The sequence below is a fragment of the Phycisphaeraceae bacterium genome (genome assembly GCA_019636795.1).
GTDB lineage: Bacteria > Planctomycetota > Phycisphaerae > Phycisphaerales > UBA1924 > JAHBWW01.
In genome coordinates this window covers 388,211-408,628 of sequence record JAHBWW010000002.1, presented here as the reverse complement: position 1 = coordinate 408,628, position 20,418 = coordinate 388,211, and the positions used below count along the sequence as shown (strand labels likewise).

Here is a 20,418-nt window from a genome sequence, read left to right as displayed (position 1 = left end):
TTATTCAAAATCGGCACATCGATGTCCCTTGAAGACGGTACGCGGCATGGCGGTTTGTGTTTCATGCGAACGGGGGCCGAATACGGTGTGTTGGTCGGCCGGGGGTCCGTAGGATTGGGGTTATGGGACAAGAAGTTGTGAAGGGGAATCGGCCAGTGATTGCGGTGACGATGGGCGATCCTGGGGGGATCGGGCCTGAGGTGATTGTGCGTGCGCTGGCGGATCGGGGGTTGAGGCGAACGGCGCGGTTTGTGGTGCTGGGTTCGGAGAGTGTGCTGCAGGATGCGGCGTTGTGTCAGCGGATCGAGCCGTACTGGTGGACGGTGGCGATGGATGGGTGGAGCGGGGCGGAGTTTTCGGTGCAGGATGTGGTGGTGATGGACACGGACCGGGGTTGGGGGCCGATTGGGAGTGCGCGTGAGGCGACGAAGGCGGGGGGGATGTATTCGTTTCGGCTGGTGGATCTGGCGGTGTCGATGGCGCGGGAGGGTGCGCTTGGGGTGAAGGCGGATGCGATTGTGACGGGGCCGATCAGCAAGGAGGCGTGGTCGCTTGCGGGGAAGGGGAAGTTTGCGGGGCATACGGAGTTGCTGGCGAGCCGGTTTGGGGTGAAGCGTGTTGCGATGATGTTTGTCGGGCCGCGGCTGCGGGTGGTGCTGGCGACGGTGCATGTGCCGCTGATGGATGTGAGGAATGTGTTGACGATCGGGCGGGTTTTTGATGCGATCGAGTTGGGTGTTGAGGGGTGCCGGAGTGTGGGGATTGAGAGGCCTCGGGTTGCGGTGTGCGGGCTGAACCCGCATGCTGGGGAGGGCGGGTTGCTGGGTGATGAGGAGGAGAGGTTGATCGGGCCAGCGATTGCGCATGCGGTGGAGGCGGGGATGGATGTGCGTGGGCCGTTTGCGGCGGACACGATTTTCGGGGCGGCGGTTGCGGGGAAGTTTGATCTGGTGGTGGCGATGTATCACGATCAGGGGTTGATCCCGGTGAAGTTGATTGCGCGTGATGAGACGGTGAACATGACGGTGGGGTTGCCGGTGGTGCGGACGAGCCCGGATCATGGGACGGCGTTTGATATTGCGGGCAAGGGGGTTGCGGATGCGGGGAGTATGGCTGCGGCGTTGAGGCTGGCTGGGGCGGCGAGGCGGGGGTAGGGATTGATCGTCGAGAGTGGCGGTGGTGTACCCTCCGCCTTGGCTGCGGGTGCGGCTCGGGGGGTGTGTGGTGGAGCAGGGGTCAGAGAATCCATCCAGTAGTCGGGCAGCGGGCACGCCGAGGGGTCCGGAGCGGGCGCTGCGGGAGATGCTGGTGATTGCGCTGCCGTCGATCGCGACGATGGCGAGTTATACGGCGATGCAGTTTTTTGATCGGCTGATGGTCAAGGACATTGGTCCGGAGCCGATTTATCTGGCTGCGCATGGGAATGCGGCGATTGCGACGTGGACGTTGATGACGTTCTGCATCGGGATGATCTCGATTGTGAACTCGTTTGTGAGTCAGAATCTGGGTGCGGGGAAGGCGGAGCGTGGTTCGGCGTATGCGTGGAACGCGATGTGGATTGGCGCGGGGTATTGGTTGGTGGTGATGGTGCCGGCGGTGTTGGTTGCTCCGTGGCTGCTGCGGGTGTTCGGGCATGAGCAGGAGTTGTATGAACTGGAGTTGGCGTATGCGTCGATTGCGATGGGGGGGTCGATTTTTACGCTGCTTGCGAAGGCGGTTCACAACTATTTCTTCGGGATGCATCGTCCTGGGGTGGTGATGGTGGCGGCGGTGACGGGGAATCTTGCGAACATCTTTTTGAATGTGCTTTTCATTTTCGGGTCGGATGGGCCTCCGGAGCGTTGGCCGGCGCATGAGTTTTTTGCGGGGATAGCGGGATTGCTGGGGATTCCGGCGATGGGGCTTGCGGGTGCTGCGCTGGCGACGGTGCTGGGGACGGTGATTGAGTTCAGCGTGCCGATGGTGATTTTTCTGAGCGGGAAGTTTGCGCGCCGGTATGGGACGCGGGCGGCGTGGCGGCCTCGGATTGGGCAGATGAAGGACATTGCGCGGGTGGGGTGGCCTGCGGGGATGATGTTCATCAATGAGCTGGTGTGCTGGGCGTATCTGATGACGTTTCTGGTGGGGGAGGCTGGGCGTCGGGCGGTGCTGCATGCGGGGGGGACGGTTGCGGCGGCGACGGAGGCGGCGACGATGGCGAACACTGCGGGGTTTGCGGCGTTGCAGTGGATGCATCTGTCGTTCATGCCGACGGTGGGGCTTTCGATCGCGACGCAGGCGGTCGTGGGAAAGGCGATCGGGGAGGGTGACCCGGACAAGGCTGCGCGACGTGCGTGGCTTGGGTTGAAGTTGGCGGTTGGGTATATGGGGCTTTGCGCGGTGGTGTTTGTGGCGTTTCGGCATGAGTTGATCGGGTTATTTATCAACCCGGAGACGCCAGCGACCCAGCGGGATGAGATGCTGCGGATTGGCGGGCAGGTGATGATCGCGGCGGCGGTGTTTCAGGTGTTTGATGCGGTGGCGATTGTGATGTCGGCGGCGCTGCGCGGGGCTGGGGATACGGTGTGGCCGGGGATTGCGACGGTGGTGTTGAGCTGGGTGAGCATTGTGGGGCTGGGGCATCTGCTGATGTGGACGAGTCCTGGGTTGGGGTCGATCGGGCCCTGGATCGGGGCTTCGGGATACATTGTGCTGCTGGGGGTGATTCTGCTGCTGCGGTTCATGTCGGGGCGTTGGCGGTCGATCAGGTTGACGCATGGGTCGGATGTGCTGCACAATCTTCCGGTGGACGAGGTGGCGCCGGGGCCTGGGCTGTAGGGGGAGCGTGGCCTTGGTGGTGCGGCGGGGCTACTGTCTGGGTTCCACAAGACATGGAACGGAGGCGGTATGGCGACGAGTCCGATGGATCTGGTGATCGGTGCGGGGAGTTCTGCGGATCGTGACGTGGAGGCGTCGCAGCGGCATTTTCATGCGGCGACGAATCTTGCGAACGCGGGCGACAAGCTGGGTGCGATTGCGGAGTTGCGCAAGGCAGTTGGTGCGGACCCGATGAGCGTGGACGCGATGTTCCAGTTGGCGTATCTGCTGGATCTGGTGGGGGAAGAGGACGAGGCGCTGTCGCTGTATGAGCGGGTGTGCGAAACGACTCCGGCACCGATCAATGGGCTGCTGAATCTGGCGGTGTTGTATGAGGACCGTGCGGATTACATTCGTGCGGAGCGTTGTCTGAGGCAGATTCTGGAGACGAACCCGAACCATGTGCGTGCGCGGCTGTTCATGAAGGATGTGCAGGCGAGCCGTGAGATGGTGATCGAAGAGGAATCGGATCGGGACTTTGTGCAGAAGAAGGCGTTGATGGATACGCCGGTGACGGATTTTGAGTTGTCGGTGCGTGCGCGGACATGCCTGAAGAAGATGAACATCAGGACGCTGGGGGATCTGTTGCGGATCACCGAGGTGGAACTGATGAGTTACAAGAACTTCGGGGAGAGCTCGCTGGAAGAGATCAAGCGGATGCTTCAGCAGAAGAACCTGCGGCTTGGGCAGGGGCTTGAGGATGCGCACCGTGCTGCTCGGCGGCAGGTGATCGAGCGTTTGAAGGGCAGCGGGCACGAGTCGCTGGCGAACAAGATGGTGACGGACCTGCAGTTGTCGGTTCGTGCGCGTCGGGCGCTGCAACTACTGAATATTCAGACGATCGGGGATCTGATCACCCACACTGAGGCGGAGTTGATGGGGGTCAAGAACTTCGGCTCGACTTCGCTGCAGGAAGTGAAGGAGAGGCTTGAGGAGATCGGGATCACGCTTCGGACGCTGGATGAGTCGGAAGAGGTTGAAGCGGTTGATGATGGGCTCGATCTGGTCTGAGGCGAGTCGGGATTCGGTCAGTGGCCGAGCGATCTAACACCGAAATTGGGTGGTGCTCGTTACGAACGATTGATTCGTTGTATGTGACGGGCGGGTCCGAATTGGAGTTCGTGGCGGAAAGAGCCGAACTTCGATGTGGGCGGTATCCGCACGAAGAAGGAGTGTGATCGATGGCGCATGGTGATCGTGTTCCGCACGCTGCGGAAGGGACTCGGCTTGAGCCTGTTGAGCATCTGATTCGTCCATTTCAACGGTTCACGGCGTTGTCGACGGCTGGCGGGGTGATGCTGGTTTTGTGCGCGATTATTGCGCTGGTGTGGGCGAATTCGAGTTATGCGGACTCGTACCACCATTTCTTTCACGAGACGGACTTCGAGTTGATGTTCGGATCGTGGGTGCTTCAGAACCATCTGGTGCACTGGATCAACGACGCGCTGATGGGGATCTTTTTTCTGCTGGTGGGGCTTGAGATCAAGCGTGAGATGCTGATCGGCGAGTTGGCGAGCCCGAAACGGGCGGCGCTTCCGATTGCGGCAGCGATCGGCGGCATGGCGATTCCGGCGTTGTTCTATGTGATGCTGAACTTTGGGCAGGACTCGATGCGGGGCTGGGGCGTGCCGATGGCGACGGACATTGCGTTCGCGCTGGGTGTGCTTGCGTTGCTTGGGAGTCGGGTGCCGATTACGTTGAAGGTGTTTCTGACGTCGCTGGCGATTGTGGACGACCTTGGTGCGCTGCTGGTGATTGCGTTGTTTTATACGGAAGAGATCGCGACGCAGTACCTGGTGTTTGCGGGTGGGGCGTTGTGTGTTTTGATTCTGTGCAATATTTTCAGGGTGCGTTCGCCGCTGCCTTATGTGATTGTGGGTTCGTTTCTGTGGTACTTCACGCTGCGGAGCGGGGTGCATGCGACGATTGCGGGCGTGGTGCTGGCGATGACGATTCCGGCGACGGCGCGGGTGGATTCGGGCCGGTTTGTGAAGGCGACAGGCAAAGCGCTGGAGTGGTTTTCTCATCATGGTCGGACGGGGCAAGGGGTTGCGACGAGTTCGTCGCAGCGTGCTGCGGTGCAGGCGATTGCGGTGAATTGCAAGATGGTGATGCCGCCGCTGCACCGGATTGAGCATGCGTTGCATGGGTGGGTTGCGTTCCTGATTCTGCCGATTTTCGCGATTGCGAATGCGGGGTTGCATATCGGCGAGGGTGCTGCTGCGGCGCTGATGGGCCCGGTTTCGCTGGGGGTGATGTTCGGGCTTGTGGTTGGGAAGCCTCTGGGCATTTTCGCGGCGGCGTGGCTTGCGGTGAAGTTGAACATCGCGGCGCTACCGACTGGGGTGACCTGGCGGCATGTGCTGGGGGTTGGGTGTCTTGGCGGGATCGGGTTCACGATGGCGTTGTTCATCGGGACGCTGGGGTTTGCGGAGGCGGCGCAGCTTGAGGCGGCCAAGATGGGGATTCTGTGCGGGTCGGTGATTTCGGCGCTGGTTGGTACGGGCATTCTGCTGACATGCAAGAAGGCCGTGGCGGTAGAGTCGGTCTCGACCGAGGACAACGATGAACTGATCGGCATCAAAGATGCTGCGTGAAGGGGTGAGGGCTGAGTTGGTGTTTCGGGCGTGAAAACTCGAATCGCCAGCGAGGCTTTTGCGATCAGTCGGTGCGTGCGACTTCGACAGTGCCTCCGGCGACGTCCTTGATGGCGTAGCCTCGCTGGAGGAGATCGTTGCGGATTGCGTCGGCGCGGGCGAAGTCGCGGGCTTTTTTGGCGGCTGCGCGATCGTGGATGAGGGCTACGACGGTGTCGTCGGGGGCTGCGCCGGGCATGAAGACGATGTTGCCGGCGGATTGGCGCTCGAGTCGCGGGCGATCGAGAACTGCGAGAACTGCATCAAAGGTGTCCATGAGTTCGGCGTCGGCCTGGCTTGGGGCAGCGGTTGCGCTGACCCATTGGTTGATGGCGGCGATTGCTTCGGGGGTGTTGAGATCGCTGTCGAGCGCGGCGGTGAAGGCTTGGCGGGCGTGGTCGCGTGCGGCGGCGTTTGCGGGGGAGTCGGCAGTGGTGGTGCGGGCCTGATCGCGGAAACGGCGCCAGCGCTCGACGATGCGGTCGGCGTCGCGGAGGCCTTGCATAGAGAAGTTTGCGTTGGTGCGGTAGTGGGTTTTGATGAGTTCGAGGCGGAGGGCTGCGGGTTCGATGCCCTGGGCGAAGAGGTCGCGTGCGGTGAAGAAGTTGCCCTTGCTTTTGGACATCTTTTCGCCTTCGACGAGGAGGAATCGTGGGTGGAACCAGAATCGGCTGAAGCGATGGCCTCCGATGATGGCGCATGACTGTGCGCGTTCGCACTCGTGGTGTGGGAAGATGTTGTCTTCGCCGCCGGAGTGGAGATCGATTTCGATGGTGCCTGCGGGTGCGGCGAGGGCGTGATCGAGGCCTCCGGGGATGAGGCGTGCGAGGGACATGACGGAGCATTCGATGTGCCAACCGGGGTAGCCTTGGCCCCATGGGCTTGGCCACTTCATGACGTGTGTTGGGTCTTCTTTCCAGAGGAGGAAGTCTGCGGGGTGTTTTTTGTCGGCCTGATTTGATTCGAGGACACGGCCTCCGGCGCCGCCTCGGAGGTTGTCGAGGGTGTTGCCGCTGAGTTGGCCGTAGGAGGGGAAGGACTGGACATCGAAGTAGACTGCGTGTGAGCCGGGGGAGCCGGTGATGTATGCGTGATTGCGTTCGATGAGTGTGGAGATGAAAGCGATCATGCCGTGGATGTTGTCGGTGGCGCGTGGCATGAGTGATGGGTCGCGTTGGGCTTCGATTGCGACTTTGAGGCCGAGGCGCGAAGCGTCTTCGATGAAGCGTTCGGTGAAGAAGCGTGCGATTGCGTATGGATCGGCGGGGTCGATGTTGGTGCCTTGAGGGAGTTTGCCGGACTTTTTGGCTTCGATGATGCGTTGGCCGGCGATTGCCATTTTGTCCTGGCCCTGGCCATCGGCGGCCTGGTCGTCGGTCATGTGTCCGACGTCGGTGATGTTCATGACGTGAAGGACATTGCGTGGGCCGTGGTGGAGCGATGCGTCGGGGTTGGTGAGTGTGCAGAGGGGGTTTTGGATCCAGCGCCTGAGGAGATCGGCGGCGAGGAAGGAGCGGAAGTTGCCGATGTGTCCATCGTCGTAGACGGTGAGGCCACAGGTGTAGAAGGTGACGTGCGCGGGGTCTGCGGGGGTGAATGGTTCGATGGTGCGTGTGAGGGTGTTGTAGAGTCGGAGGGGCATGGTGTGGGATGGTATTCGCGGGGGTTGTCGGTTGCCGCGCGAGAGGGGGTTGTCGCGTACGATGAGGGCTTGATGCCGTGGACGTTGTGGCGATACATACTTCGGGAGTTGTGGCGGCTGGTGCTGCTGAGCACTGCGGTGCTGGTGACTGTGATTGCGTTTGCTGCGACGGTGAAGCCTCTGGCGGATGGGAAGTTGACGCCGATGGAGGCGTTGCACTTCATGGCGCTTGCGATACCTCCGATGCTTGCGTTTGCGTTGCCGTTTGCGGCGGGTTTTGCGACGACGCTGGGGTATCACAGGCTGACGCAGGACAATGAGTTCATTGCGGCGCGATCGGCGGGTGTGAGCCATCGGTCGTTTGTGATGCCTGCGGTGATGACGGGGTTGGTGCTGGCGGTTGGGCTGATGTTGCTCAATGAGCAGGTGATACCGAGATTTTTGCGTTCGATGGAGGGGATGATTCGGCGGAATCTGATTCAGGTGATGGTGCGGACGATCGAGCGGGGCGAGGCGGCGGAGTTTGCGGATTTGCAGATTCATGCGGAGCGGATCAAGCGGATTGAGCCTGAGGCGGGGACTGGGGTGCTGGATCAGTACCTGATGATGGGCGTGACGGCGGTGGGGTTTGACAAGGCGGGGATTGTGGAGACGGATCTTTCGGCGCGGCAGGCGCATTTGTGGCTGGTACCGGCGTCGGTGGCGGGGATTGATGACACGGATGAGGCGGTGGCGCTGGTTCGATTTGAGGATTGGTGGATCAAGGATCGTGGGGGGCTGTATCGGCAGGAGACGTTTACGCTTGCGCCGGTGCGGATTCCGAATCCGTTTGAGGATGATCCGAAGTTTTTGACGTTTGGGGAGTTGAGGTCGCTGAGTCGAGTGCCGGAGGGGATGAACTGGATTGAGTCGCAACGGCTGGAGGTTGCGAGGCGGATCGCGGCGCGCGAGGCGCTGGCAATGGTGCTCGAGTCGTTGCGGAATCAGGGCGAGGCGCGGTTTGATGACGATCAGGGGCGGAGCATTGTGGTGCATGCTCCGGGGCTGATTGGGGGTGGGTGGAAGTTGATGCCGAGCGAGCGGACAGGGCGGATTGAGGTGGAGGTGTATCACCCGGGACCTGGGGGCGAGAGGCGAGGGGGTGGGGTGGATCGACTCAGCGTGCTGGCGGGGGAGTTGATGACGGAGAGCCCGGAGTCGGACCCGACGAGGCCTGTGGATTCGACGGCGCTTCGGTTTACGTTGAGACTTGAGGGCGTGGTGTTGCGTTCGGCGGCGGGGCTGGACCTTGCGGATGATGAAGGGGAGACGGAGCGTGTTGAGCGGGTGTTTCGGGGTTTGAATTCGCCGCGTGACACGTTGGCGCGATTGAGGCCGATGCGTGCGCGGGAGGTGATTGCGGAGGCGCGGACTGCGGAGGCGCGGTTTGGATCGGGAGTCGAAGCGATTGCACGCGCGGCGGATCGGCTTGATGAGCAGATCGTGAAGTTGCGGCGCGAGATCAGGAGCAAGCAGCATGAGCGGATGGCGATGGCGGCGTCGTGTTTTGTGATGGTGCTGACGGGGGCGATGACGGCGCTGCGGCTTCGGGAGACGCTGCCTCTGGTGGTGTATCTGTGGAGTTTCTTTCCGGCGCTGGTGACGGTGATTCTGATCAATACTGGGCAGCAGGTGACGCACCGGATGGGTGTGATCGGGCTGCCGGTGATGTGGGCGGGGGTTGCGGGGCTGTGCGTGTATACGTTTGTGGCGTATCGGCGTGTGTGCCGACATTAGCAGCGCAGCAATGAACGATCTGACACGTCCCAACTGGTCTGTGAAATACGCGACGCCTGCTGCTGCGGTGTGGTTTGTGATTGCGTTGACTGTGGCAAGACTGGTGTTTCTGGTTTTCTTCAGTTCGTACACGCTGGCGGAAGATGAAGCGCATTACTGGGAGTGGGCGAAGCAGCCGGCGTGGTCGTACTACTCGAAGGGTCCTGGTGTTGCGTGGGTGATTGCGGCTTCGACAGCGGTGTTTGGGGATGTGGAGTGGGCGGTGCGGCTACCGGCGGTGTTGGCGGGGGCGATAGGGAGTCTTGCGGCGGCGTGGTGTGCGGGGCTGGTGTTTGCGGATCGTCGGGCGGTGTTTTTTGGAGCGGTGTTGTTTGCGTGTGTGCCGCCGTTTCAGTTGACATCGTTGTTGATGACGATTGATGGGCCGTATATCGCGTGCTGGATGGTTGCGTGTGGGTGTGCGCTTAAGGCGCGTGCGACGGGGCGTGGTCGGTGGATGGTGTGCCTTGGGCTTGCGCTGGCGGTGGGGTTTTTGTTCAAGTACACGATTGTGCTGCTGGCGATCGGGCTGGTGCCTGGGTTAATGATGGGGCGTTCGGGGAAGAGGATCGGGGTTGGGGCGTGGATTGGTTTTGTGGGTGCGTTTTTGCTTGGGTTGGTGCCGGTGACGATCTGGAATTTGCAGCATGAATGGGTGACGGTGCGGCACCTGCTGGGGCACCTTGGCGTTGCGGGGGGCGATATGCCCGCGACGCAAGGGGTTGAGGGTTGGCGGTATTCGCCGTTGTGGACGCTGGAGTATCTGGCGATGCTGCTGCTGATTGGGCCTGTGGGGGTGATGGGGACGATCGGGTTTGTGCGGTTCTGGAAGGAGTCGGAGGCGGTGAGGCTGATGGCGCAAGCTTCGGCGCCGGTGTTGGGTTTTTATCTGCTGGTGACGTTGCTGGCGGAGGCTGAGGGGAATTGGGCGCTGGGCGGGTTTGCGGGTTTTGTGGTGGTGGCGAGCGGGATGGTACCGATTGCGCTGGACAAGAGGCTGCGGCTGGTCCGGACGGTGTGGCGTCTGGCGTTGATTGCGTTGGTGGTGTCGCTGGTGGGGTTCATGAATCTGTCGTTGCTGGCGCGGCATCCGCGGTTTGGAGAAATGGTGCCGGTGTATCGCGTGAGCGGGATGCGTGAACATGCTGCGGCGGTGGAGAGGGAGTTGCGGAGGCTGGAGGCGGAGACTGGCCTGGAGGGGTTTGTGATCTGTAGTCATTACGGGCGTGCGAGCCAGTTGGCGTTTTATTTGTCGGAGGAGCGGAAGGCTGAGGGGGCGAATGTGTTTGCGTCGTCGTCGATGTTTGCGTCGGGGCGCAAGTCGCAGCATGATTTGTGGCGAGATCGCGATTTGCGGAATGATGCGGTGCTTGAGAGGTTGCGTGGGAGGCCTGCGGTTTTGATTGGATCGGAGGCGTTGTACTGGCGTCAGGGCTTTGAGCGTGTGGAGGAGTTGGGATATCTTGCGGGTGAGCCGAAGAATCGGAGGCTGGCGTTTGTGGGGTATGGGTATAGGGGTCTGGCGGATTTGTCGGGCAGGAAGTGAGCGAGGTTGAATGAGTTACCGATCACCGATCGAGCGACGGATGGCGCGGCGTGCGATGCTGAAGCGTGCGGGTGTGCTGTTGTTGATTGGGGTGGTTCTGTTGTGGCTGGATGGGGTGTTGCATGCCCTGCTTGCGGTGGGGCCTGAACACAAGGCGAGGCTGGAAGGGAAGGATTGGTATCAGATGTTTCGTGCTGCGGGGTACTTGCCGACGTGGTTGTTGATCGGCGGGACGATTGTGCTGTGGGAGTGGCGCAAGCGTGGGCGTGCGCCTTTGGGTGCTGGGGTGCTGATTGGTGCGGTGGTTTCGGGGTTGATCGCTGAGGGGCTGAAGGTGGTGTTCGGTCGGCACAGGCCTGATGCGGATGGTGCGATGGATTGGAACCCTTTTCTGGGGGCGATCTGGAATCCGCAGGAGTTTGGGAGCAATCTTGGGCTGCCGAGCAGTCATGTTGCGGTGGCGTTCGGTGCGGCGCTGGTGATCTGGCGTTTGCTGCCTGGGGCGGGGGGGCTTGCGTTGCTGGCGGCGTGCGGGTGTGCGGTGACGCGGCTGCTTGCGGGTGCGCATTCGGCGAGCGATGTGTATGTTGGTGTGCTGGTAGCGTGGGGTGTGAGTGTGGTGGTGTGCCGAACGGGACTGAGGCGGGAGATGGTTGGCAGAAGAGTGCGGCGTTTGGGGTGAATGTGCAGAATGCAAGAAGGTTCTTTCGGCGAGTCGCACATCCGTGTACAATCGGCCCTGCTATGACACGAACTCCTGGCGGCGTGAGCGTGGATGCGTCGGTTGAAGCCAAGCCTCGGCGCAGGGCGGGGACGATCGTTCGGACGTTTGAGGACGCGGAACGGTTTTTGAACAGCCGCGTGAACTTTGAGCGGACGAAGCCGACGCGGAGTGATCCGGACGGATTCAAGCTTGATCGGATGCGTGCGCTGCTATCGGCGCTTGATGAGCCACAGACGGGGTTTCCGTCGGTGCATATCGCGGGGAGCAAAGGCAAGGGCAGCACGTGCGAGATGCTGACGTCGGCGCTGTCGGAGTGCGGGTATGCGGTGGGGTTGTTTACGAGCCCGCATCTGGTGAGTGTGCGTGAGCGGATTCGGATCGGTCGTGAGCAGATTTCGGAGCATGATTTTGTACAGATGGCAGAGCGGTGTCGTCGCGCGGCGGAGCAACTTGATGGCGACATGGGAGAGGCGACGTACTTCGAGATTGTGACGGCGATGGCGTTTTTGTACTTTGCGCATCTTGCGGTTGATCTTGCGGTGGTGGAGGTGGGACTTGGCGGGCGGCTGGATTGCACAAATGTGATTTTGCCGATTGCGTGCGGATTGACAGCGATTCAGCTGGAGCACACGGCGATTCTTGGTTCGACGCTTGAGGAGATTGCGGGGGAAAAGGCGGGGATCATCAAGCCGAGCGTGCCGGTGGTGACGGTGCCACAGGAGGAATCGGTGGTGCGGGTGTTTCAGGAGGCGTCAGGGCGGATGGATGCGCCGTTGTTTGTGCTTGGGGAGAGCCTGGATTACTCGTGCCGCATTGAGGCCGACGCGAATCTTGGGCGGCATGCGCGGATCTGTGTGACGACGGATCGTGTGCAGTACGAGCACATTGCGGTGCCTTTGCGGGGGGAACATCAGGCGGCGAATTGCGGGCTGGTGCTGGGCTTGCTGGACCAGTTGGCGGGTCGTGGGTTTGTGGTGCCTGAGAAGGAAGTTGCGTTGGGGCTTGCCAAGACGGAGGTTGCGGGGCGGATGGAGCTTGCGTGGTCGGACCCGCGGATTCTGCTGGATGTTGCGCACACGCCGGACAGCTTGAGGTGTCTTGTGCATTCGGTTGGGTCGCACCTTCGATTCGATTCTCTTGTGACGATCTTCGGGTGCTGTGCTGACAAGGCGGTTGGGGAGATGCTTGCGGAGATTGGTCGCGGAGCGGACAAGATGATCTTTACGCAGGCGTCGGACACGCCTCGAGCGATGGATCCGGAGAAGTTGCGGCAGAAGTTCAGCGATATCAAGGGGACGATGAGCCAGATTGCGCCTGATCTGAAGAGCGCGATCAATATGGCATCGCGTGCGGTGGGGCGCGATGATCTGATTCTGATTACGGGTTCGTGCTATCTGGTGGGCGAGGCGAAGCGGTTGCTTTTGGAAGCGGCGACGCGCAAGGCTGCGGAGAGCGCGACGAGAGGCTGAGGCGGGCGTGGTCTGAGTTGAAGATTCGATTGCGGCCCGGCTTTTTATGGCTGGGGGTTTTGAGCAAGATTGATGCGGTCGAGAGCGCGGAGGATTTCGCGGGCGGTGCGTTCGAGCGTTTGTTCGATGGCGCGAACGCGGTCGGGCTCGTTGCGGAGGCGTGCGGAGGCGAGTTCTTCGAGTTGGCGGCAGAAGAGTGCGATGCTTGTGCGTTGATCGAGGAGCAGGGTCTGGGTGTGTGGCGGGCCGAGGGCGATCTGAGCGAGCGTGGATTGGATGAGGGGCGTGTCGGGCAGGAGTTGAGGTAGATCGAGCAGGCGAGCGACGAGGTGGGCGGTTGAGGTGAAGGGGGCGTCGGGGGGGGCATTGCTGTTGGCAGGATTGCTGATTGCGGCGTTGGCGAGATCGCGGGCGGCGCGTTCGAGCGATTCGACGAGCGCTTGCCATGCGTGATCGGAGATTTGCCATGCGGCCCAGGGCGCGAGGAGAGATGGGTCGGCAGCGATGACACGGATGGCAGCGTCGAGCGTGGCAACGGTGGAATCGAGGCGCTGGAGGTGTTGTGTGCGTGGGGAGAGATGCGCAGCGGCGGAGGGATCGAGAAGGGTTTCGAGCAGTTCGTTGCGCGCCAGATCGATGCGTGCGATGAGCAGCGGAGGTTGATCGGGCAGGACGCGATGCCAGGTTTCGCGCTGGTCGAGTGTGCCATCGGCAGCGTGGCGGAGTTGTTGTTCGGCGGGTGAGGGGGCGGCGAGGCGAGCGGCGTGGGCGATGGTGAGGAGTGCGTTGCGGGCGTCGTCGCGTGCGGGGCCGGGTTTTGCCATGTCGCGCCCGAGTGTGATGAGTCGGGGCGCAAGGCGCGAGTAGGTGTTGGCGAGTCGAGGGCGAGAGGCGGGGGAGGTTTGGGCGGAGATGGCGGAGGCGAGTGCGTCGAGACTTTCGAGGAACTGGCGGTTTTCGCGGTGGGCGCGCAGGGCGCTGAGGAGCGCGGGTTCGCCGAGGGGGTCTGGGCGGTCGAGGAGCTCGATGAGCGCGCTGAGGAGGCGGGTTTGTGATGCGGCGAGATCGTCGGCGGCCGAGCGCCATGCGACGCGAAGGGGGGTTGGGAGTTGAGGTTCACGCGAGAGGATGGAATCGTCGGCGTGTGCAGCGAGGACTGTGGCTGCGGCGGCGAAGACACGTCGGCTGCGGAGGCGGTCGTTTGCGGCCTCGACGATGATGGTGTTGATGCGATCGGTGGCGATTTTTTTGGCTGGGCCGGCTTTGATGGAGCCGAAGGCTCGGAGCGTGGTGGCGACGCGGGCGAGGTGTTCGAGATCGTGCAGGCCTCGGTCGGCGTCGGCGGGGTCGAGGCAGCGTGCGATGGCGGAGTGGAGTTGGGTTCGAAGGACATCGCGTGCGTCGGGGGTGAGCCATGATGGCGCGTTGAGTACGGCACAGGCTGGGGCGAGGAGGGCGTAGGTTCGTTCGGCGCTGGGCGCGTGCGAAGGAAACTGACGTGCGCGGTCGAGCGCGGAGAGCAGGGGGTCGATTGCTGCACGATCGGCTGGTGAGAGGATGGGGAGTTGTGGTGGCGGCGTTGAAGGAATGTGCCAGGCGGGGCCGGGGGGGTTGGTGATGTTGGTGAGTGGAGCCAGAGCGTCGCGCAGGGCGCGGTCGAGTTGTTCGTCGGTGCGCGGGATGGCTTGGGCGAGGGCGTTGAGATCGGCAGCGAGCATGCGCAGGGCGGGGTCGGTGAGGATTGGCGCATCGGCGGTGAAGGCGGAGTCGAGTTGGGGAATGGCGTGGAGGAGGGTTCGGGCGGTGATGCAGCGGACGCTGCCGAGGTCGCCCAGCGCTTCGCCGCTGGTGAGCATGGCGGCTGCGACGCGGCGGATTGCGGCGGCGGCGAGCAGGCCCGGGGTTGGATCGTCGAGGGCCTGGATGGAAGTTGCCTGGGAGTTGAGGAAAGCAGCGAGTTCGTTGGTTGCGGTGAGGGTGTCGGCGGTGGGTGCGGAGCGATCGAAGGAGAGGAGTTGAGCGCAGGCTGGCGCAGCGAGCGACAGGGCGAGGGCGGCGAGGGAGAATCTAGCGAGCCATCGAGAGCGCACGGGAGTAGACCTCTTGGAGTTGTTGGACCATTCGCTGGGCACTGAACGATTCGAGACATTCAGCCTGGCCGGTTGCAGCGAGGCGGGCGCGAAGTTCGGGGTTGTCTGCAAGCATGATGACGGCGTTGCGCAGGGCGTCGAGATCGGCGTGAGGGATGAGGCGGCCTGTGATCATGTCGCGGCAGACTTCGCCGGTGCCATCGACGTCGTAGGCGACGGGGCATGTGCCTGCGATGAGGGCTTGTGGGACGGTGCGTGGGAGGCCTTCGCGTGAGGATGGGTGGCAGAGGATGTCCATGGCCCGCATGAGGCCTGGGATTTCGGAGGCGGGAACGAGGCCGGTGGTGATGAGGCTTGAGTCGATGGCGAGATCGCGTGCGCGGGCGAGCAGGCGGTCTTTCCACCATCCATCGCCGACCCAGAGCAGTCGCCAGTGCGGGCGTTCGCGGAGGAGTGGGGCGAGGGCGGTGAGGATGTCGTCGTGTCCTTTGTGTTCGGCGAGTCGTGCGACGGTGCCGATGACGAAGTGGTGTGGCGCGAGGCCGAGGTGTTGGCGTATCGCGTCGCGGGTCTGGTCGGAGGTGGGGTTGAGGTATGGCTCGAGTTCGATCCCGCTTCGAATGGTGGTGTATTGATCGGGCGAGCCGATGCGGCGTGCGAGGAACTGTGAAGTCATGGCGTCGGCAACGGAGACGATGAGGTGGCAGCGTTGTGCGGCGGCGCGTTCGGCGATGGTGTAGAGGTGGTTGAGGGTGCGGGTTTTGAGGCGGCGCAGCGGGGGGCCTTCGATGGGCATGAAGGGCGGGCCGTGGATGGTGTGGACGATGCCGATAGGTGCTCGGCCCGTGCGCACTGGCTTGCGGAGGCATTGATGTGCGGCGAAGCGGCCGAGGATTCCGGCTTTGGATGAATGGGTGTGGACGATATCGGGCTCGATGAGTTCGATGAGGTTGCGAAGTTGGTGGAGGCCTCGGCGGTCGCGCAAGGGGTGAACTTCGCGGACGAGATCGGGAATTTCGTGTGTGGTGATCGGTTGGGCGGCGTGTTTGTTGAAGGCGTGGACGCGATCGAGCATGGAGCCTTCGGGGCCATAGATCGGGCCGAAGGCGAGGTGGACATTGTGGCCGAGGCGAGACTGACCTTCGCAGGAGAGGATGGTGTTCTCCTGACTTCCGCCGAGGATGAGGCGTGTGGAGATGTGGAGGATGCGAAGGGGCATGTGTGTCTAAGGGTAACGAATCCACTCGAGGCGGAGGCCTTGTGGGGGGAGTGTGGGGCCTGCCTGGCGGCGATCACGGGAGGCGATGATGGTGGGGATGGCGTCGGCGGGGATGCGGCTGCGACCGACTTCCATGAGTGTGCCTGCGATGATGCGGACCATGTTGTAGAGGAAACCGGAGCCGCTGACTCGGAGGATGATGCGATTGGGGGCGGGAGTTTCGATGGTGCAGGAGTGGATGGAGCGGATGGTGGTTTTTCGGCCGTGGCTGATCTGTGCGAATGCGGCGAAGTCGTGCTGGCCGATGAAATCGCGTGCGGCTTGGAGCATGAGTGCGGGGTCGAGGTCGTACCAGGTGTGGAAGAGGTAGCGACGATCCCAGAGCGGGCGGTCGTGGCCGGCGAGGAAGGTGTAGGTGTACTCCTTGGCGATGGCGTCGGCGATGGGGTCGAAGGTATCGGGGACGATTGCGGCGTCGCGGATGAGGACATCGCGTGGGAGCGAGCCATTGAGGGCGCGGACGAGGGTCTGGCAGGTTCGATCAATTGGCCAGCCGACGCCGCGGGCGGGATCGGGGTTTGAGGTGAAGGCGGCGACTTGGCCGAGTGCGTGAACGCCTGAATCGGTGCGGCTTGCGCCGGTGAGGATGATGCGTTCGCGGCAGACGGTCTGAACGGCGTGTTCGACGATGCCTTGGACGGTGCGGAGGGCGACGCGACCTTCGGGAGTTGGGGTGAGGTGATCGAGATCGGCGGGCGGTGAGTCGTGGTGATCGGGATGATCTTCGGCCCGGGGGTATTGCTTCTGCCAGCCGTGGAAGTCGGTGCCGTCGTAGGCGATGGTGAGTTTGTAGCGGGGCACGGTGGACGATAGCGGCGGGATCAGGTGGTGGGTGGCGTGTCGTCGCGGCGGAAGTTGGGGATGACGGTGTGGGTGGTGTTGTCTGGGCCGTGGTTTGACTTGAAGCGGCGATGTTCTTCGTCAGCCCATTGATCGCCGACGCGCCACCAGACAATGGTGAGGATGGCGCCGAGCACCGAAAGGACGATGGCCAGAACGATCCAAGGGACCATGAACGAGGATAGGCGGTTCGGCGTCGTGCGATGCGTGAGTTATGGTTCTTGCGAGTTTTCGGGCAGGGCGTAGAAGCCCTGGCCGGTGTAGACGAGTCGGCCATCGGCGGCGAGGGCTTTCCAGACGTGAGTTGGGAAGTCGTTGGGCGGGAGGATGGCGTCGATGTCGGAACTTTTGCCGCTGGAGGTTGGGCGGTTGCCGATGCGGGATTCGTCGGAGAGTCGGCTGAGTTTGAGTCGTTTGCGGAATGCGCGCATGGCGGCTGATTTGTCGGCGTCGGTGACGTCGGCGGGGGTGGCGGGGGCTTGTGTGGCGGGGGAAGGGTTTTCGAGGTGCGTGACGAGTGCGTCGAGCGCGTCGAGATTGCGGTCGCGACATGCGGCCTTGACGGCGGCTTGATCGACAGGCAAGCGTTCGAGCAGGCGTGCAGCGAGCGCCCATTGCTCGACGAACTGGATCGGGTTTTTGCGGTCGCGAATCTCGGTGACGAGGGATCGCAGTTTCTGAATGACGTTCATGGGTCAATCGTATGAGAGTGACGCATGAGGAAGTTGAGGTGGAGTTACTTTCCGGCGGGTTTTGCAGCAGCTCCGGCGGGTGTTGCGGCGGGGCTGATTGCTGCGGCGAGATCTTTGCCGATGAGGCTTTGGCCTGCGCCGGCGCGTGGGTCGACGGCCATGGAGGTTGAACCGGCCGATGCGTTGTTGGCCTTTGCGTCGTACTTGGGGTTGAGTTTGGGGTTGTATGCGATTTGCTTTTGCTGGACCTGGGCGGCCTGCATGAGAGCCGGCTTGGAGGTGGCACCGGCGTTCTGGGCCATGTTGGCGTAGGGGATCGGAACTGGCGCGGGGGCGCCCATGGGGGCCAAGACGGGGGATTGAACGGATCCCATCTGAGGCTTGAGTATGGAGGGGATGGCCATGGAATGCTCCTTTCGGGTGAATCGGAATGTTGATCGGCGAAACCGGACGTTTGTTCGCGATCAGATTACTGCCAGTTTGGAAGCGATAGAGGCTTGCGGTTGTCACGGTTGGAGAACGATCAACAACCAGATTCTTGATCGGCTACGATGGAGCCGAAATCGGAGGTTTGTTGTCATGGCTTGGACGACGAAGAATTCTGCTGACGAACGGGTGGAGCGCCGGGAACAGCCGTACCTGACTGAGGCGATGAGGAAGGAACTGGTGTCGAGCTACCTTCCCCGATTCGAGACGAAGAAGGGGGCGTTGCTTCCTGCGTTGCACATGATTCAGCATGAGTATGGGTGGATTCCTCAGCAAGCGATGCTAGAGATAGCGGAATGCCTAGGGCTTCCGCCTGCGGATGTTTTTGATACGGCTTCGTTTTATGAAGAGTACTGGCTGAAGCCCAAGGGTAAACACCTTGTGTCGGTTTGTCGGTCGATTGCGTGTGAGTTTTGCGGGCAGCGGGAGGTTTCGGAGGCGTTCAAGGCGAAATTGGGGATTGATATCGGGGAGACGACGGAGGATGGGCGGTACACGTTGATTGAGCTTGAGTGTCTTGGGAGTTGCGGGACTGCTCCTGCGGCGTTGATTGATGAGCATCTGCATGAGGACTTGACGCCTGAGAAGGTTTCGAGGCTGATTGATCGGGTGAATGATGAGGATCAGGGGCGGTAGGGTTTGGGGGTGGTGTGTTGTGTCGGAGTTGGGGTGGAAGTGGGTTGACCCTTGGCGGGGCGGAACTATGATGTTGGCCGCGCTCGATGGGAGTGCTGTGGCGGGAGTCGGTAAGGGGCTTGATTGCCGCTGTAGCTCAGTGGTAGAGCGCACCCTTGGTAAGGGTGAGGTCGCGGGTTCAAATCCCGCCAGCGGCTTTGGGAGTGGCGCCTATTCTTTAGGGGCTGCGATCGGGGCGGCTGTTGGGAATGTGGTTTGGCTGTCGGTCGCGTTCGATGATTGAATCGGGCGGAGGCGGGGGTCGAAACCGGTTGGTTTGACGGGAAAGATTGGTTCTCGGGAAGTGGGTCGACGTCGGCCTCTTCGAGCATGGGTCACGTCCGGCCCCTGCAGAAGTTCCTGAGATGGTGTACTGGACGGCAACCAGAGGGCGTCCGAGCGATCGGGCACACTGAACACGGGTTCAAGCGAGGATTTCCGCGATGGCGAAAGGAACGTTCGAACGCAACAAGCCGCACGTGAATGTCGGCACGATCGGTCACATTGACCATGGCAAGAGCACGCTGACGGCCGCTCTTTCGGCCCGTTCTGCGGTTCGTTTCGGCGGCGAGGTGAAGAGCTACGCCGAAATCACGAAGGGCGGTACGGTTCGTGACGCGAACAAGACGGTGACGATTGCGTCGTCGCACACGGAGTACCAGACGGCGAATCGGCACTATGCGCACGTGGACTGTCCGGGCCACGCCGACTTTGTGAAGAACATGATTACGGGTGCTGCGCAGATGGACGGGGCGATTCTGGTGGTGTCGGCTGCCGACGGCCCGATGCCTCAGACTCGTGAGCACGTGCTGCTTGCTCGCCAGGTGGGTGTGCCGCACATCGTGGTGTTCCTGAACAAGGTTGACCTTGTGGACGACCCGGAACTGCTGGAGCTTGTGGAGATGGAAGTCCGCGAGCTGCTGAGCAAGTACAACTTCCCGGGCGACGACACGCCGGTGATTCGTGGGCAGGCGCATGCTGCGATCGGGAATCCGCGTGATGATGCGGTGTGCAAGCCGATCGACGATCTGTTTGACGCGCTGGACTCGTTCATTCCGGAGCCGACGCGTGAGATTGACAAGCCGTTCCTGATCTCGGTCGAAGACGTGTTTTCGATCAAGGGTCGTGGTACGGTTGCGACGGGTCGTATCGAGCGTGGCGTGGTGAAGGTTGGCGATGCGGCGGAAATCGTCGGATTGTCGAAGGCAAACCTTGCGACGACGGTGACTGGTGTTGAAATGTTCAACAAGACGCTGGACCAGGGTCAGGCGGGCGACAATGTGGGCGTGCTGCTGCGTGGTATTGAAAAGAACCAGATTGAGCGCGGGCAGGTGATCTGCAAGCCGAACTCGATCAAGCCGCACACGAAGTTCAAGGGCCAGGTGTACATCCTGACGAAGGAGGAGGGTGGCCGCCACACTCCGTTCTTCTCGGGGTATCGCCCGCAGTTCTACTTCCGTACGACGGACGTGACTGGTGCGGTGAAGTTGCTTGGTGGTGCGGAAATGTGCATGCCTGGCGACAATGTGGAAATGGAAATTGACCTGATCGACAAGCCGGTGGCGATGGAGCCGGGGCTTCGGTTCGCGGTGCGTGAGGGCGGTCGCACGATCGGCTCGGGCACGGTGACTGAGATCATTGAGTAGTTGAAGACTGATCCATTCCGGT

Annotated in this window: 17 protein-coding genes and 1 tRNA gene; 11 read left to right on the top strand and 7 right to left on the bottom strand. The window is 62.0% G+C overall.

Annotated features, from left to right (window positions below):
* Nucleotides 1–122 precede the first annotated feature (122 nt).
* The 4 genes from pdxA (at nucleotide 123) to nhaA (ending at nucleotide 5,453) form a co-directional block, all read left to right on the top strand.
* Nucleotides 123–1,154 carry a 4-hydroxythreonine-4-phosphate dehydrogenase PdxA gene (gene pdxA / locus KF757_04920; protein MBX3322311.1) on the top strand — a complete coding sequence of 344 codons (1,032 nt, stop codon included), beginning with the start codon at nucleotides 123–125 and terminating at the stop codon, nucleotides 1,152–1,154.
* Between the two features lie 16 nt (nucleotides 1,155–1,170).
* A complete protein-coding gene (locus KF757_04915; protein ID MBX3322310.1) occupies nucleotides 1,171–2,817 on the top strand; it encodes an MATE family efflux transporter in 1,647 nt (548 codons plus the stop codon).
* Nucleotides 2,818–2,886: 69 nt separating this feature from the next.
* The gene (locus KF757_04910) at nucleotides 2,887–3,867 is read left to right on the top strand and encodes a tetratricopeptide repeat protein (protein MBX3322309.1); all 981 of its coding nucleotides are present in this window, start codon (nucleotides 2,887–2,889) and stop codon (nucleotides 3,865–3,867) included.
* Between the two features lie 170 nt (nucleotides 3,868–4,037).
* Nucleotides 4,038–5,453 (top strand): Na+/H+ antiporter NhaA, encoded by a 1,416-nt coding sequence (gene nhaA, locus KF757_04905; protein ID MBX3322308.1) that lies wholly within the window; start codon nucleotides 4,038–4,040, stop codon nucleotides 5,451–5,453.
* 64 nt (nucleotides 5,454–5,517) lie between these two features.
* Here nhaA and KF757_04900 read toward each other — a convergent pair whose 3' ends face one another.
* Nucleotides 5,518–7,134 (bottom strand): cysteine--tRNA ligase, encoded by a 1,617-nt coding sequence (locus KF757_04900; protein MBX3322307.1) that lies wholly within the window; start codon nucleotides 7,132–7,134, stop codon nucleotides 5,518–5,520.
* 72 nt (nucleotides 7,135–7,206) lie between these two features.
* On the opposite strand from KF757_04900, the gene KF757_04895 reads away from it, so the two are divergent.
* From KF757_04895 to KF757_04880, 4 genes are all read left to right on the top strand, one after another.
* Nucleotides 7,207–8,910: an LptF/LptG family permease gene (locus KF757_04895; GenBank protein MBX3322306.1), complete on the top strand. Its 1,704-nt coding sequence runs from the start codon at nucleotides 7,207–7,209 to the stop codon at nucleotides 8,908–8,910.
* 10 nt (nucleotides 8,911–8,920) lie between these two features.
* On the top strand, nucleotides 8,921–10,495 hold the full coding sequence (locus tag KF757_04890) for a glycosyltransferase family 39 protein (GenBank protein ID MBX3322305.1): 1,575 nt from the start codon (nucleotides 8,921–8,923) through the stop codon (nucleotides 10,493–10,495).
* Nucleotides 10,496–10,505: 10 nt separating this feature from the next.
* Complete coding sequence (locus KF757_04885; GenBank protein ID MBX3322304.1) at nucleotides 10,506–11,177, top strand: phosphatase PAP2 family protein; 672 nt, start codon at nucleotides 10,506–10,508, stop codon at nucleotides 11,175–11,177.
* A gap of 62 nt (nucleotides 11,178–11,239) precedes the next feature.
* Nucleotides 11,240–12,688: a bifunctional folylpolyglutamate synthase/dihydrofolate synthase gene (locus KF757_04880; protein MBX3322303.1), complete on the top strand. Its 1,449-nt coding sequence runs from the start codon at nucleotides 11,240–11,242 to the stop codon at nucleotides 12,686–12,688.
* Nucleotides 12,689–12,732: 44 nt separating this feature from the next.
* Here KF757_04880 and KF757_04875 read toward each other — a convergent pair whose 3' ends face one another.
* From KF757_04875 to KF757_04850, 6 genes are read right to left on the bottom strand one after another with little or no spacing between them, the layout of a single operon-like run.
* Nucleotides 12,733–14,778 carry a hypothetical protein gene (locus tag KF757_04875; protein ID MBX3322302.1) on the bottom strand — a complete coding sequence of 682 codons (2,046 nt, stop codon included), beginning with the start codon at nucleotides 14,776–14,778 and terminating at the stop codon, nucleotides 12,733–12,735.
* Complete coding sequence (locus tag KF757_04870; protein ID MBX3322301.1) at nucleotides 14,756–15,997, bottom strand: glycosyltransferase; 1,242 nt, start codon at nucleotides 15,995–15,997, stop codon at nucleotides 14,756–14,758. Before KF757_04870 ends, KF757_04875 begins: the two co-directional genes overlap by 23 nt.
* Nucleotides 15,998–16,003: 6 nt before the next feature.
* Nucleotides 16,004–16,858 (bottom strand): tRNA pseudouridine synthase A, encoded by an 855-nt coding sequence (locus KF757_04865; protein MBX3322300.1) that lies wholly within the window; start codon nucleotides 16,856–16,858, stop codon nucleotides 16,004–16,006.
* A 20-nt stretch (nucleotides 16,859–16,878) separates the two neighbouring features.
* Entirely contained in the window at nucleotides 16,879–17,070 is a 192-nt protein-coding gene (locus KF757_04860; protein ID MBX3322299.1) for a hypothetical protein, read from the bottom strand.
* 39 nt (nucleotides 17,071–17,109) lie between these two features.
* On the bottom strand, nucleotides 17,110–17,589 hold the full coding sequence (locus KF757_04855) for a hypothetical protein (GenBank protein ID MBX3322298.1): 480 nt from the start codon (nucleotides 17,587–17,589) through the stop codon (nucleotides 17,110–17,112).
* 44 nt (nucleotides 17,590–17,633) lie between these two features.
* Nucleotides 17,634–17,993, bottom strand: a complete 360-nt coding sequence (locus KF757_04850; protein MBX3322297.1) for a hypothetical protein — start codon at nucleotides 17,991–17,993, stop codon at nucleotides 17,634–17,636.
* Between the two features lie 175 nt (nucleotides 17,994–18,168).
* Here KF757_04850 and nuoE point away from each other — a divergent pair, with 175 nt between their 5' ends.
* The 3 genes from nuoE to tuf all read left to right on the top strand — a co-directional run bounded on the left by nuoE (nucleotide 18,169) and on the right by tuf (nucleotide 20,396).
* Nucleotides 18,169–18,711 carry an NADH-quinone oxidoreductase subunit NuoE gene (gene nuoE / locus KF757_04845; GenBank protein ID MBX3322296.1) on the top strand — a complete coding sequence of 181 codons (543 nt, stop codon included), beginning with the start codon at nucleotides 18,169–18,171 and terminating at the stop codon, nucleotides 18,709–18,711.
* Between the two features lie 125 nt (nucleotides 18,712–18,836).
* A tRNA-Thr gene (locus tag KF757_04840) sits at nucleotides 18,837–18,908 on the top strand.
* A gap of 285 nt (nucleotides 18,909–19,193) precedes the next feature.
* Nucleotides 19,194–20,396 (top strand): elongation factor Tu, encoded by a 1,203-nt coding sequence (gene tuf / locus KF757_04835; protein MBX3322295.1) that lies wholly within the window; start codon nucleotides 19,194–19,196, stop codon nucleotides 20,394–20,396.
* The last annotated feature ends 22 nt before the right edge of the window (nucleotides 20,397–20,418 follow it).

Bases quoted from the DNA above. Each gene is read 5' to 3' on its own strand.
- KF757_04890 (MBX3322305.1), top strand. From the start codon at position 8,921: ATGAACGATCTGACACGTCCCAACTGGTCTGTGAAATACGCGACGCCT.
- KF757_04900 (MBX3322307.1), bottom strand. From the start codon at position 7,134: ATGCCCCTCCGACTCTACAACACCCTCACACGCACCATCGAACCATTC.
- KF757_04880 (MBX3322303.1), top strand. From the start codon at position 11,240: ATGACACGAACTCCTGGCGGCGTGAGCGTGGATGCGTCGGTTGAAGCC.
- KF757_04910 (MBX3322309.1), top strand. From the start codon at position 2,887: ATGGCGACGAGTCCGATGGATCTGGTGATCGGTGCGGGGAGTTCTGCG.
- KF757_04885 (MBX3322304.1), top strand. From the start codon at position 10,506: ATGAGTTACCGATCACCGATCGAGCGACGGATGGCGCGGCGTGCGATG.
- KF757_04860 (MBX3322299.1), bottom strand. From the start codon at position 17,070: ATGGTCCCTTGGATCGTTCTGGCCATCGTCCTTTCGGTGCTCGGCGCC.
- nhaA (MBX3322308.1), top strand. From the start codon at position 4,038: ATGGCGCATGGTGATCGTGTTCCGCACGCTGCGGAAGGGACTCGGCTT.
- KF757_04850 (MBX3322297.1), bottom strand. From the start codon at position 17,993: ATGGCCATCCCCTCCATACTCAAGCCTCAGATGGGATCCGTTCAATCC.
- KF757_04855 (MBX3322298.1), bottom strand. From the start codon at position 17,589: ATGAACGTCATTCAGAAACTGCGATCCCTCGTCACCGAGATTCGCGAC.
- KF757_04895 (MBX3322306.1), top strand. From the start codon at position 7,207: ATGCCGTGGACGTTGTGGCGATACATACTTCGGGAGTTGTGGCGGCTG.
- nuoE (MBX3322296.1), top strand. From the start codon at position 18,169: ATGGCTTGGACGACGAAGAATTCTGCTGACGAACGGGTGGAGCGCCGG.
- KF757_04870 (MBX3322301.1), bottom strand. From the start codon at position 15,997: ATGCCCCTTCGCATCCTCCACATCTCCACACGCCTCATCCTCGGCGGA.
- tuf (MBX3322295.1), top strand. From the start codon at position 19,194: ATGGCGAAAGGAACGTTCGAACGCAACAAGCCGCACGTGAATGTCGGC.
- pdxA (MBX3322311.1), top strand. From the start codon at position 123: ATGGGACAAGAAGTTGTGAAGGGGAATCGGCCAGTGATTGCGGTGACG.